Below are 12,499 nucleotides of genomic sequence, written 5' to 3'. Positions count from 1 at the left end.
TATGTGTCCTTGTTGATGCTCTGGCCTCAGAGGCGAGCGAAATCGTTAAACAGCGCAATGCCCATCAATAACATCAGAATGGCGGCGCCGATCCTGAAACCCACTTCCTGTATTTTCTCTGATACCGGCTTGCCGGTGACCGCTTCGATCAGGAAATAGACCAGATGGCCACCATCGAGCACCGGCAGGGGGAACAGATTGATAATCCCCAGGTTGACGCTGATCAGCGCCAGAAAACTCAAGAAATAGACCAGACCATAGTCGGCACTGCTGCCGGCGCCCTTGGCAATGGAGATGGGGCCACTGAGGTTATCCAGCGACACTATGCCAGCTACCAGCTTGCCAATCATGTCAAAGGTGAGCGTGATCAGGCTCCAGGTTTTGTCGGCCCCCTGCCACAGCGCCTGCAAAGGCCCATACTGTAACAGAATTCGATATTCATCCGGTAATGGAACCAGTTGCGGCGAGAGGCCGACAAATCCAACCAGCTTGCCCTGCACTTTGCGGCTATCAGGGGTCAGGGTCACGTTGAGATCACTGTTGTTGCGCTCGACCACCACTTGCAGGGGTTCGCCCGGTGCCTGCTGCACCAGTTCGACAAACTGGGTCCAGGCGGTAATTGGCTGATCTCCGACCTGCTTGATGCGGTCACCAACCTGCAGCCCCGCCTTTTCACTGGCACTCTTGGCCACCACGGCAGCCACAACTGGCAGCACTTTGCCACTCAGGGGGACGATCCCCAAGCTGCCGATGGGCGACTCTTTATCCGGATCGAAGGTCCAGCCAGTCAGCGACAAGGTTTTGTCGGTGGCGTAGCTGGTATTGGGGGCCTGCACCTTGAGAGTCACAGCATCGTCACCCAGATGGCTGATAAGGGCGTAAGTGACGCTCTCCCAGTCACCGGTCTGCTCATCGCCGACCCCGACAATCTCCATCCCCGGCAGCACACCCGCCTCGGCCACGATGGATGCCGGACGCACTTCACCGATCACCGGCTTGACGCTCGGCACCCCGATGATAAACATCAGCCAGAGGGCAAACAGGGCAAAGACGAAGTTGGCCATAGGACCTGCGGCAACAATCGCCATCCGCGCCCAGACACTCTTGTGGTTGAAGGCATACTGCTCGTCACCGGGCTTGAGTTCATCGACCCGGCCATCGAGCATCTTGACGTAGCCACCGAGGGGGATCAGCGCCAGCACATATTCGGTGCCATCCTTACCCATCCGGCGCCAGATCGCCTTGCCAAAACCGATGGAGAAGCGCTCAACCTTGACGCCACAACGACGGGCCACCCAGAAGTGGCCAAACTCGTGCACCGCGACCAGCAGGCCCAGTGCAACAACAAAGGCCCCGATATTCCACAACACACCGCCCATCAGCCAAGCTCCTCAATCAAAGTGTGAGCACGGGCTCTTGCCGCACCGTCCAGGGCAAACAGATCATCGAGGGAGCCGACGGCGCTGCTCTCCAGCGCCAGCATTACCGCCTCGTTGATCCGGGCAATATCCATAAAGCCGATGCGCCCGGCCAGGAAAGCGGCAACTGCCTCCTCGTTGGCCGCATTGAGCGCAGTGGTCGCCGCTTGTCCCTTCTGGCAGGCATTGATGGCCAGCGCCAGACAGGGGTAGCGATCGTAATCAGGCCGGATAAAGCTGAACTCTCCGACACTGAAGAAATCCAAAGGTTCCACACTGGAGGGGATGCGATTGGGATAAGCCAGCGCATGGGCGATGGGGGTACACATATCCGGATTGCCAAGCTGGGCCAGCACGGAGCCATCCTTGTACTGCACCATGGAGTGGATCACCGACTGCGGGTGGATCACCACCTGGATCTGCTCGGGCGCCGCATTGAACAGCCAGCGCGCCTCGATGTACTCCAGCCCCTTGTTGATCATGGTGGCGGAGTCGACCGAAATCTTGGCCCCCATCGACCAGTTGGGATGAGCGATGGCCTGCGCCGGGGTCACCCTGGCCAGCTCGCTGATCTCGGTGTAACGGAACGGGCCGCCGGAACCGGTCAGCAAAATCTTGCTAATCCCCGCCGCCGCCAGATCGCAAAAACCGGGCTGGCGCTGCACGGCAGTCGGCAGACACTGGAAGATGGCATTGTGTTCGCTGTCGATGGGCAGCAGCTCGGCACCATGCTCGCGCACGGCATCCATGAAGAAAGCACCGGACATCACCAGCGCCTCCTTGTTGGCCAGCAAAATGCGCTTGCCAGCACGTACCGCGGCCATGGTCGGGGCCAGACCGGCCGCGCCGACGATGGCGGCCATCACGCTATGGGCATCGGGGTGAGCGGCCACCTCGCAGAGGGCTGCAGCACCAGACATGACCCGGGTCGCACTGCCGTGCGCCTTCAGACGGGCGGCCAGCTCACGGGCGGCCTCCTCATCGACCATCACGGCAAAACGGGGGGAGAATTCAAGGCAGTCCCGCAACATGGCATCCACGTTGCGGGCAGCGGTCAACGCCAACACTTGCCAACTGCCCGGGTTATGGCGCAGCACTTTCAAGGTACTCTGACCAATGGAGCCGGAGGCCCCCAGAATAACCAGTGACTTGTGCATCAAAACTCCTGACTGAGTAGCAGATAACTGAGCAGAAACACCGGCAGGGCGGCGGTCAGGCTGTCGATCCGGTCGAGAATGCCGCCATGACCCGGCAGCAGAGTGCCGGAGTCCTTGATGCCCGCTTCGCGCTTGAACATGCTTTCGGTCAGATCACCGAGCACAGAGGCAAGCACCGCCAGCAGGGAGCAGAACAGCACGGTGATCATCTTGGCAGGCACAAATCCCATCGACCAGGTGACACCGATGGCCAGCAGGCTGGCGGTAAAGAGGCCGCCACACATCCCTTCGATGGTTTTGCCCGGACTGACGGCGGGCGCCAGCTTGTGTTTACCGAACGCCTTGCCGAAAAAATACGCGCCAGAATCTGCCGCCCAGACCAGTCCCATCACGAACAACAGGATCCAAGCGCCCATCATGGGGTCATGGTAAAAGTTGTAGCCACGGATGGCGACCAGCGACCAGAAGAAGGGAACCAGGGTCACCAGACCAAACAGCGACTTGAGCCAGATGGACTCTTTCCACAGCTTGGCGCTCTGGGGATAGCGCAGTACCAGCAGCAGACCCAGCAGCCACCAGCTGACCGCGGTCCAGAGCACGCCCATCACCAGGGGGTGCAGGTGAGGCGTCCAGAGTTGCTCCACCGGCAGCCAAAAGAGGCTGGCACCGAGCAACAGACAAAATACGATGGGCAACCATTGCTGCGGGGCAGCACAGACAAACCCACTCCATTCGCGACTGGCCAACAAAAACACCAGCGCAGCCAACAGGGCAAAAAATTTCAATGGCAGAAAGAAGAGCGCCCCCAACACCAGGGGGATCAACATCAAAGCAGTAATAATTCGTTGTTTTAGCAAAAGAAACCTCTCTCTTGGGAGCGGGGTTTAGCCGGTCTGCTGCTCGGCGATCAATTCCCGTATCTGTTCACCGGTGCAACCGAAGCGACGCTCGCGGGCAACGAAAGAGGCGACAGCCTCACTGAACTCGGCCTCGTTGAAATCGGGCCACAATACCGGGGTAAAATAGAGCTCGGCATAGGCGAGCTGCCATAACACAAAGTTGCTGATGCGATGATCGCCACCGGTACGGATCAACAGGTCCACGGGTGGCAGATCGGCCATGCAAACCTCGCGGGTCAGCATGGACTCATCAATGTCGTCAGCGGCCAGTTCACCGGCCGCGACCGCTTTGGCCAGCTTGCGGGCCGCCTGGGCGATATCCCACTGGCCGCCATAGTTGGCCGCAATGTTTAGGGTCAACCCCTTGTTATTGGCGGTCAAGGCTTCCGCCTTGGCAATTTTGGCCTGCAAACGCTCACTAAAGCGAGCAGTATCGCCAATCACCTTGAGCCGGATCCCGTTGCTGTGCAGTTTCTGCACCTCACGACCCAGCACTGTGATGAACAGTTCCATCAAGGCACTGACCTCCCCTTCCGGGCGGCGCCAGTTCTCGCTGGAGAATGCAAACAGGGTCAATGCCTCGATCTTGGCACGCGCAGCAAAGGTAACGGCCTCGCGCACTGACTTGACGCCCGCCTTGTGGCCATAAACCCGCATCTTGCCTCGGTTCTGGGCCCAGCGACCGTTACCATCCATGATGATGGCGACGTGACGGGGTAAAGACGAGTTGGCACAATCACCCAACGCAGCCAAAAGCGACATGTAATTCTCCCACAAAGACAAAAGCGCCGTGCAGGGGCACTACACGGCGCTCGTAATATACCTTTCAGACGGTTAGATTTCCATTAGCTCCTTCTCCTTTACGGCAAGGGCCTCATCGACCAGCTTGATGTAGGAGTCGGTCAGTTTCTGGATCTCTTCCTGGGCGCGACGGTCGTCGTCTTCGGAGATCTCTTTGTCCTTCAGCAACGCTTTCAGGTCAGCGTTGGCGTCACGACGGATGTTGCGCACGGCAACACGGGCATTTTCAGCTTCGGCACGGACGATCTTGGTCAGGTCACGACGACGCTCTTCGGTCAGCGGCGGCAGCGGCACACGCAAGGTCTGGCCATTGCTGGACGGGTTCAGGCCCAGATCGGAGGTCAGGATCGCCTTCTCTACCGCCTGGATCATGGAGCGGTCAAAAATGGAGATGGAGAGGGTGCGAGCATCTTCTGCCACGACGTTGGCCAACTGTTTCAGCGGAGTGGCAGCACCGTAATACTCAACCTGGATGCCGTCGAGCAGGCTCGGGTGAGCGCGGCCGGTACGGATCTTGGACATTTGAGTCTTGAGCGCTTCTACGCTCTTGCCCATACGGTCCTTGGCGTCGTTTTTAATCTCGTTGATCACAGTGGTTTTCCTTTTGGCGAACGAGCCGCTACACGGCCCGTGTCTATCTTATTTACTGACGTGATGGATAGGATAAGAGCGCCAGGTGGCTCACTTTTATCTTATTTACCAACGTGGTGGATCAGAGTGCCTTCCGGTTCACCCATGACAACCCGGCGCAGGGCACCCGGTTTGTTCATGTTGAACACGCGTATCGGCAGATCATGGTCACGTGCCAGGGTAAAGGCAGCAAGATCCATCACCTTGAGCTCTTTTTCAAGAACTTCATCATAACTCAGTTCATGATACAGCACGGCATCCGGATTCTTGACCGGATCTTCGTTGTATACACCATCAACCTTGGTGGCTTTGAGCACCACGTCAGCTTCGATCTCGATCCCGCGCAGACAAGCCGCAGAATCGGTAGTGAAGAAGGGGTTGCCGGTACCGGCAGAGAAGATAACGACTTTGCCAGCACGCAGCTGGCTGATTGCCTCGGCCCAGCTGTAGGAGTCGCAGACGCCTTGCAGGGAGATGGCAGACATCAGACGGGCATTCACATAAGCACGATGCAGGGCATCACGCATGGCCAGACCGTTCATCACGGTTGCCAGCATACCCATGTGGTCGCCCACCACGCGGTTCATGCCCGCTTTGGCAAGACCGGCACCACGGAACAGGTTGCCGCCACCGATGACCAGACCGACCTGAACACCCAACTCAACCAGTTCTTTGATCTCTTGGGCCATCCGCTCCAGCACCGCCGGATCAATGCCGAAACCCTCGGATCCTTGCAGGGCTTCACCACTCAACTTCAGAAGAACACGTCTGTATGCAGGTTTGGGATTGGTACTCATGTCACTGATTCCTGGTCATATAAAGACCGCGACATAAGTCGCGGTCTGGGGAAACGGAAAAACCGGTTCGATTAGGCCTTTTGAGCGGCCGCGATTTGGGCTGCAACTTCAGCAGCGAAATCGGTCTCTTGCTTCTCGATGCCTTCGCCCACTTCGAAACGGGTGAAGGAGACAACGTCAGCGCCTTCTTTCTTCAGCAGTTCGGCAACGGTCATGGAAGGATCTTTCACGAACGGTTGACCAGTCAGGGAAACCTCACCGGTGAACTTCTTCATGCGGCCTTCAACCATCTTCTCGGCGATCTCTTTCGGCTTGCCGGAGTTGATGGCGATGTCGATCTGGATTTCGCGCTCTTTGGCAACGACTTCGGCAGACACGTCTTCAGGCTTGACGAATTGCGGGCTGTTGGCAGCAACGTGCATGGCCAGATCTTTGGCCAGCTCGGCAGAACCACCGGTCAGCTTGGTGATAACACCAATGCGGGAACCGTGAACGTAGGTACCCAGGTTGTCACCTTCAACCAGCATCACGCGACGCAGGTTCATGTTCTCACCGATCTTGGCGATCAGGTTGGTGATGGTCAGCTCGACGGATTCGCCGTTACCGAAGTCAGCGGCTTTCAGCGCGTCAACGTCAGCAATTTTCTGGGTCGCAGCGATGTCAGCGATCTTCTGGCCCATTGCCATGAAGCTGGCATCTTTGGCGACGAAGTCGGTTTCGCTGTTCAGCTCGATCATGACGGCAACGTTGCCTTCGGTGCGAGCAAAGATAACGCCTTCAGCGGCGATACGGCCAGCTTTCTTGGCGGCTTTGGCCTGACCGGATTTGCGCATGTTCTCAATTGCCAGCTCGATATCACCAGCAGCTTCTTCCAGTGCTTTTTTGCAATCCATCATGCCAGCGGCAGTGCGCTCGCGCAGTTCTTTTACCAGGGCGGCAGTAACGTTAGCCATGTCCAGTATCCTCGGTCTTGAATTGACAAGAAACAGGGGCCACAAGGGCCCCTGCTAACCAATTACATCAGCTTGGTTAATAAGGGCTTTACAGTCCTTATCAATTACTCAGCTTCAACGAAGCCATCTTGTTCGGCTTGAACAACGATGTCCTGAGCGCGAGCTTCCAGTACGGTGTCAGCAGCAGCATTCAGGTACAGCTGTACGGCACGGATAGCGTCGTCGTTACCCGGGATGACATAGTCAACGCCGTCCGGGTTGGAGTTGGTATCAACGATGGAAACTACCGGGATACCCAGGTTATTGGCTTCTTTGATAGCGATATGCTCGTGGTCGGCATCGACAACGAACAGAACGTCAGGCAGGCCGCCCATGTTCTTGATACCACCCAGGCTCTTCTCCAGCTTTTCCATTTCGCGAGTACGCATCAGCGCCTCTTTCTTGGTCAGCTTGTCGAAGGTACCGTCCTGGCTCTGGGTTTCCAGATCTTTCAGGCGCTTGATAGACTGACGAACGGTTTTCCAGTTGGTCAGCATACCGCCCAGCCAGCGGTGGTTTACATAGAACTGGTCGCAACGCTCAGCGGCTTCTTTTACGGCTTCAGACGCGGCACGCTTGGTACCAACGAACAGTACCTTGCCTTTCTTGGCAGCTACGGAGCTGATGAAGTTCATGGCATCGTCAAACATCGGAACGGTTTTTTCCAGGTTGATGATGTGAACTTTGCTGCGGGCACCGAAGATGTAGGATTTCATTTTCGGGTTCCAGTAACGAGTCTGGTGACCGAAGTGAACGCCGGCTTGCAGCATGTCGCGCATAGAAACTTTAGCCATTTTATACCTCTGTATTGGGGTTAGGCCTCCACACATCCCATATAACCGACCCGTTAAGGCACCCCGGCATATGTGTCGATGTGTGTGTGTTGTTTAAGTAAGGGTGATGAAATCGGGACGCAAGTTCCCCATTCCGGCGCGCTTTATACCATAACTTTGTTCAGGACACCACCGGCCGACACCCTAAACAGGTGTAAATATGGATCCCGCCAGAGGATGCTGCGACGCTGATTTGACGTTGTGATGACAATCACACTGGAAGTACGCAGGGGTTGCGGATAAAATTTTGCCCTGATTGCAAACGCATCTATTTTTCATTACCTGTCCTGTCTGCCCTCGCAGGCCCAGTGGCAGGCCGCAAGAGAGATCCCATGTCCATTAAAATCAAGACACCGGAAGAGATTGAAAAGATGCGCGTTGCCGGCCAATTGGCCGCCGATGTGCTGGTCATGATTGCGCCCCATGTCAAAGCTGGCGTCACCACTGACGAACTGAACACCCTCTGCCACGACTATATTGTCGACATACAACAGGCGGTTCCAGCTCCGCTCAACTACCATGGCTTCCCCAAATCCATCTGCACCTCGGTGAACGATGTGATCTGCCACGGTATCCCGAATCACAAGAAGCTGCGCGATGGCGACATCATCAACCTGGATATCACCGTCATCAAGGATGGCTACCACGGCGATACCTCGGCCATGTTCATCGTGGGGGAAACCACCCCGCTGCGCCGCCAGCTCTGCAAGGTTGCGCAAGAGAGCCTCTACGCCGCCATCAAGAAGGTGCGTCCGGGGGCCTGCATCACCGAGATTGGGGCCGTCATCCAGCCCATCGTCGAGAAGGCCGGTTTCTCCGTGGTACGTGACTACTGCGGTCACGGCATCGGTGCCGAGTTCCACGAAGAGCCGCAGATCCTCCACTACCGCAACAGCGGCAAGCTGGAGCTGAAAGCGGGCATGTGCTTCACCATCGAGCCCATGGTCAACAGCAAGAAGTATCACTGCAAGGTCAATCCGAAGGATGGCTGGACCGTGACCACCAAGGATGGCGGCGACTCCGCCCAGTGGGAACACACCCTGCTGGTGACCGAGGATGGCTGCGAGGTGCTCACCCTGCGCCCCGATGACACTATCGACCGCTTCATCAAACACAGCTAACATCGAACCCCGGCCCTGAACTTCCAAAGCGCCGGGGTTTTTACTTCTGTTTCAACCGTTTGCCTGCCACTTGCGTGTGAGATGCCATGGACGCCAGCCTGCTTTCCCCCCATTTGTTACCCGATGACCAGCTCACTCGCGACAACTGCAAAGAGTACCTGAGCCGCTTTCTCGGCTGGCTGCACGCCCGTTTCGATGCCGGTGACAACATCATCGAGCTGGTCGCCACCCGCTCCGAGTACATGGATCAGCTGCTCTGCCGGCTGTGGCAGAAGTTCGGCTTCGACAAGAGCGACCTGACGCTTATCGCGGTGGGGGGGTATGGTCGCGGCGAGCTGCACCCCCACTCCGATATCGACCTGCTGATCCTCTATGACGGCGACGAGCTGGACGAGGTGCTGGGGCTGCGGATCGGCGAGTTCATCACCTTGCTGTGGGATCTCAAGCTGGAGGTGGGTCAGGCGGTGCGCAACGTGGCGGAGTGCCTCGAGCAGGGGCGCGCCGATATTACGGTCGCCACCAACCTCATTGAGGCCCGCTACATCACCGGTCGCCAGGAAGGCTTCCGGCAACTGAAAGAGGCCACCGGCCCCCAGCACTTCTGGCCGAGCGAAGCCTTCTTTCGCGCCAAGCGCCAGGAGCAGGCGGAGCGTCATCAGCAGTTTCTCGGTACCGCTTACAAGCTGGAGCCCGATCTCAAGAGCAATCCGGGTGGCCTGCGGGATATTCAAACCCTCGCCTGGGTCGCCCGCCGCCACTTTGGCGCCACCACCTTGTTCGAGATGACCAGCCACGGCTTTCTCAACCGCGCCGAGTATCGTGAGCTGCTCGACTGCCAGAATTTTCTCTGGAAGGTGCGCTTTGCCCTGCATATGGCCATCAACAAGGGAGATAACCGCCTGCTGTTCGATCGCCAGCGCACCGTGGCCCAGATGCTGGGGTTCGAGGGGGAAGGCAACACTCCGGTCGAGCAGATGATGAAGCGCTTCTACCAGACGGTGCGGCGGGTCTCGGAGCTCAACGAGATGCTGCTGCAGCTGTTTGACGAGGCGATCCTCGGCAACACCGCAATGGATGTGCGCCGCCTCTCCGACGAGTTCCAGCTCCGTGGCCGCCTCATCGATGCGGTGGATGCGGAGCTGTTCAGCCGTGAACCGTCCGCCATCCTGCGCCTCTTCTATCAGATGGCCCAGCATCCCGAGATTGCGGGCATCCACTCGGCCACCTTGCGCCAACTGCGCGAGGCGCGCCGCAAACTCAACTGCTGGTTGCAGGACTTGCCTGACTGCCGTCGCCTCTTTATGGCGCTGCTGCGCCACCCCAACGGCATCGGCCTGCCGCTTACCCTGATGCACAAGTACGGCATTCTGGCGGCCTATCTGCCGCAATGGAACCTGATCGTCGGCCAGATGCAGTTCGACATGTTCCACGCCTACACGGTAGATGAGCACACCCATCGGCTGCTCAAGAACATTCATCAGTTCCCCAATCCGGCCAGTCGCCAGAGCCACCCGCTCTGCCACGAGGTATTCACCCGGCTGCGCAAACCGGAGCTGCTCAGCATCGCCGCCCTGTTTCACGATATCGCCAAGGGGCGGCGCGGCGATCACTCGGAACTCGGCGCCGTCGATGCGCTGGAGTTCTGCCAGCTGCACGGTCTCGATCGCTACGAGAGCCGACTGGTCGCCTGGCTGGTGCGCCACCATCTGCTGATGTCGGTCACCGCCCAGCGCCGCGATATCTATGACCCCGACGTGGTCACCGATTTTGCCCAGAAGGTGCGCGACGAGCAGCATCTCGACCTGCTCTACTGCCTTACCGTGGCCGATATCTGCGCCACCAACGATACCCTGTGGAACGACTGGAAGGGCACACTACTGCGGGAGCTCTACTTCGCCACCCAGAAGGCGCTGCGCCAGGGGCTGGAGAACCCGCCCGACATGCGGCTGCGCATTCGCGAAAACCAGCGTCAGGCCAAGCAACTGCTGGCGCAACGGGATGTATCGGAAGAGGCAATCAACCAGCTCTGGGGCGACTTCAAGGCCGATTACTTCCTGCGTCACAGCCCGGAGCAGATCGCCTGGCACTGCCGCCACATCATCGAACATGGCGACAATCCGGCTCCGCTGGTGATCATCGGCAAACACCCGACCCGCGGTGGCAGCGAGGTGTTTATCTACTGCCGCGATACCCCGAATCTGTTTGCCACCGTCGCCTCGGCGCTGGATCAGAAGAACCTCAACATCCACGACGCCCAGATCATGAACTCGCGCAGCAACTATGTGCTCGATACCTTCGTGGTGCTGGAGCCGAGCGGCGAACCCATCAGCCCCAACCGCACCGCCACCATCAAGAAGGCGCTGGAGAAGGCGCTGCAGGAGCCGGGCAAGCTGGTGCTGCGCAACAAGCCGCTGTCGCGGCGCCACCGCCAGTTCAGCGTACCGACCCGGGTAGTCTTCCTGCCTCATAAAGGGGAGAGCCGTCACACCCTGATGGAGCTGACTGCCCTCGATACCCCCGGCCTGCTGGCGCGGATCGGTGCCGTTTTCCAGCAGTGTGGACTGTCGCTGCACGCCGCCAAAATCGCCACTTTCGGTGAGAGGGTCGAGGACTTTTTCAGCCTGACCAGCCTCGATGGCGAGCCATTGACCGCCGAGCAGCAAAAACAGCTGGAAGAGCGACTGGTACACCAGCTCAATCCCCAGCAGTCGGTACTGGATTAAGCGAAGAGTGATTCGAAAGAGGCTGGTTGTCGGGCGTTTTTTGCCATACCAAACAACTGGTTGGCGCACACCGGATGAAGAAATGGCCGCTGGCCGGAAGAATTCCGGTCAACCCCTTAAAAACAGTCGGAAAAGTGTGATACAACAAACAGAATTTTTTAAAGGAAACCTGTCATGACCGAGTTGCAACAGATCATTGAAGCGGCCTTCGAGCGCCGCGACACCATTACTCCGGGCTCCGTGGATAGCGCCACCAAGTCCGCCATCCTGCAAGCCATCGACCTGCTGGACTCCGGCAAGGCGCGGGTTGCCGAGAAGATCGCCGGTGAGTGGGTTGTCCATCAGTGGTTGAAGAAAGCGGTTCTGCTCTACTTCCGCATCAACGACAACGGCATCATCAAGGGCGACGATGCCCAGTACTACGACAAGGTTCCCCTCAAGTTCTCCAACTACACCGCCGAGCAGTTCAAGGAAGCGGGTGTGCGCGTGGTGCCGCCGGCAACCGCCCGCAAAGGCTCCTTTATCGCCCCCAATACCGTGCTGATGCCCTCCTATGTCAACATCGGCGCCTTCGTTGACGAAGGTACCATGGTCGATACCTGGGCTACTGTCGGCTCTTGCGCCCAGATCGGTAAGAACGTCCACCTCTCCGGCGGCGTCGGCATCGGTGGCGTACTGGAGCCACTGCAGGCCAACCCGACCATCATCGAAGACAACTGCTTTATCGGTGCCCGATCCGAAGTGGTTGAAGGGGTCATCGTCGAGGAAGGTTCCGTCATCTCCATGGGCGTCTTCATCGGCCAGTCCACCCGCATCTATGACCGCGAAACCGGCGAGATCCACTACGGCCGCGTACCGGCTGGCTCCGTGGTCGTCTCCGGCTCCCTGCCCTCCAAGTGTGGCAAGTACAGCCTCTACGCGGCGGTGATCGTCAAGAAGGTGGATGCCAAAACCCGCGCCAAAGTCGGCATCAACGCCCTGCTACGCTCCATCGACGAGTAATCAGCATTGCTGTGATGAAAAGGGCGCCTTATGGCGCCCTTTTGATTTTGGCGCCCCTGTCACAGGCAAGCCATGCGGCATCGGTTAAGATGGATGGGACAGGATCGTTTCAAACCGAGGAAGCCT

Annotated in this window: 11 protein-coding genes; 3 read left to right on the top strand and 8 right to left on the bottom strand. The window is 58.3% G+C overall.

Going from position 1 to position 12,499, the window contains the following annotated elements; translation table 11 throughout:
- Positions 1 to 26: 26 nt before the first annotated feature.
- The 8 genes from rseP to rpsB all read right to left on the bottom strand — a co-directional run bounded on the left by rseP (position 27) and on the right by rpsB (position 7,488).
- Positions 27 to 1,379, bottom strand: a complete 1,353-nt coding sequence (gene rseP / locus OKC27_RS03335; RefSeq protein WP_182939066.1) for a sigma E protease regulator RseP — start codon at positions 1,377 to 1,379, stop codon at positions 27 to 29.
- Complete coding sequence (ispC, locus tag OKC27_RS03330) at positions 1,379 to 2,575, bottom strand: 1-deoxy-D-xylulose-5-phosphate reductoisomerase (RefSeq protein WP_182939065.1); 1,197 nt, start codon at positions 2,573 to 2,575, stop codon at positions 1,379 to 1,381. Before ispC ends, rseP begins: the two co-directional genes overlap by 1 nt.
- Positions 2,575 to 3,432: a phosphatidate cytidylyltransferase gene (locus OKC27_RS03325; RefSeq protein WP_033137949.1), complete on the bottom strand. Its 858-nt coding sequence runs from the start codon at positions 3,430 to 3,432 to the stop codon at positions 2,575 to 2,577. Before OKC27_RS03325 ends, ispC begins: the two co-directional genes overlap by 1 nt.
- A gap of 27 nt (positions 3,433 to 3,459) precedes the next feature.
- A complete protein-coding gene (uppS, locus tag OKC27_RS03320; protein WP_042058437.1) occupies positions 3,460 to 4,236 on the bottom strand; it encodes a polyprenyl diphosphate synthase in 777 nt (258 codons plus the stop codon).
- 72 nt (positions 4,237 to 4,308) lie between these two features.
- The gene (gene frr, locus OKC27_RS03315) at positions 4,309 to 4,866 is read right to left on the bottom strand and encodes a ribosome recycling factor (protein WP_005338576.1); all 558 of its coding nucleotides are present in this window, start codon (positions 4,864 to 4,866) and stop codon (positions 4,309 to 4,311) included.
- 101 nt (positions 4,867 to 4,967) lie between these two features.
- Entirely contained in the window at positions 4,968 to 5,702 is a 735-nt protein-coding gene (gene pyrH / locus OKC27_RS03310) for a UMP kinase (RefSeq protein WP_005338577.1), read from the bottom strand.
- 71 nt (positions 5,703 to 5,773) lie between these two features.
- Positions 5,774 to 6,655 carry a translation elongation factor Ts gene (gene tsf, locus OKC27_RS03305; RefSeq protein ID WP_005338578.1) on the bottom strand — a complete coding sequence of 294 codons (882 nt, stop codon included), beginning with the start codon at positions 6,653 to 6,655 and terminating at the stop codon, positions 5,774 to 5,776.
- Positions 6,656 to 6,759: 104 nt separating this feature from the next.
- A complete protein-coding gene (rpsB, locus tag OKC27_RS03300; protein WP_005303470.1) occupies positions 6,760 to 7,488 on the bottom strand; it encodes a 30S ribosomal protein S2 in 729 nt (242 codons plus the stop codon).
- A 371-nt stretch (positions 7,489 to 7,859) separates the two neighbouring features.
- Between rpsB and map the strand changes: the two genes are divergently transcribed.
- The 3 genes from map (at position 7,860) to dapD (ending at position 12,373) form a co-directional block, all read left to right on the top strand.
- Positions 7,860 to 8,648 (top strand): type I methionyl aminopeptidase, encoded by a 789-nt coding sequence (gene map, locus OKC27_RS03295; protein WP_103251469.1) that lies wholly within the window; start codon positions 7,860 to 7,862, stop codon positions 8,646 to 8,648.
- 86 nt (positions 8,649 to 8,734) lie between these two features.
- Positions 8,735 to 11,371, top strand: a complete 2,637-nt coding sequence (glnD, locus tag OKC27_RS03290; protein ID WP_182939064.1) for a bifunctional uridylyltransferase/uridylyl-removing protein GlnD — start codon at positions 8,735 to 8,737, stop codon at positions 11,369 to 11,371.
- Between the two features lie 174 nt (positions 11,372 to 11,545).
- Positions 11,546 to 12,373 (top strand): 2,3,4,5-tetrahydropyridine-2,6-dicarboxylate N-succinyltransferase, encoded by an 828-nt coding sequence (dapD, locus tag OKC27_RS03285; RefSeq protein WP_005338581.1) that lies wholly within the window; start codon positions 11,546 to 11,548, stop codon positions 12,371 to 12,373.
- The last annotated feature ends 126 nt before the right edge of the window (positions 12,374 to 12,499 follow it).

The organism is Aeromonas sp. QDB62 (assembly GCF_027705695.1).
GTDB lineage: Bacteria > Pseudomonadota > Gammaproteobacteria > Enterobacterales > Aeromonadaceae > Aeromonas > Aeromonas allosaccharophila.
The sequence above is the reverse complement of the archived record's forward strand: the minus strand, read 5'-3'. Positions and strand labels throughout refer to the sequence as shown.

What these genes read in the sequence shown, in the direction of transcription:
- dapD (WP_005338581.1), top strand. Translation starts at nt 11,546, where the DNA reads ATGACCGAGTTGCAACAGATCATTGAAGCGGCCTTCGAGCGCCGCGAC.
- rpsB (WP_005303470.1), bottom strand. Translation starts at nt 7,488, where the DNA reads ATGGCTAAAGTTTCTATGCGCGACATGCTGCAAGCCGGCGTTCACTTC.
- tsf (WP_005338578.1), bottom strand. Translation starts at nt 6,655, where the DNA reads ATGGCTAACGTTACTGCCGCCCTGGTAAAAGAACTGCGCGAGCGCACT.
- ispC (WP_182939065.1), bottom strand. Translation starts at nt 2,575, where the DNA reads ATGCACAAGTCACTGGTTATTCTGGGGGCCTCCGGCTCCATTGGTCAG.
- rseP (WP_182939066.1), bottom strand. Translation starts at nt 1,379, where the DNA reads ATGGGCGGTGTGTTGTGGAATATCGGGGCCTTTGTTGTTGCACTGGGC.
- uppS (WP_042058437.1), bottom strand. Translation starts at nt 4,236, where the DNA reads ATGTCGCTTTTGGCTGCGTTGGGTGATTGTGCCAACTCGTCTTTACCC.
- map (WP_103251469.1), top strand. Translation starts at nt 7,860, where the DNA reads ATGTCCATTAAAATCAAGACACCGGAAGAGATTGAAAAGATGCGCGTT.
- glnD (WP_182939064.1), top strand. Translation starts at nt 8,735, where the DNA reads ATGGACGCCAGCCTGCTTTCCCCCCATTTGTTACCCGATGACCAGCTC.
- pyrH (WP_005338577.1), bottom strand. Translation starts at nt 5,702, where the DNA reads ATGAGTACCAATCCCAAACCTGCATACAGACGTGTTCTTCTGAAGTTG.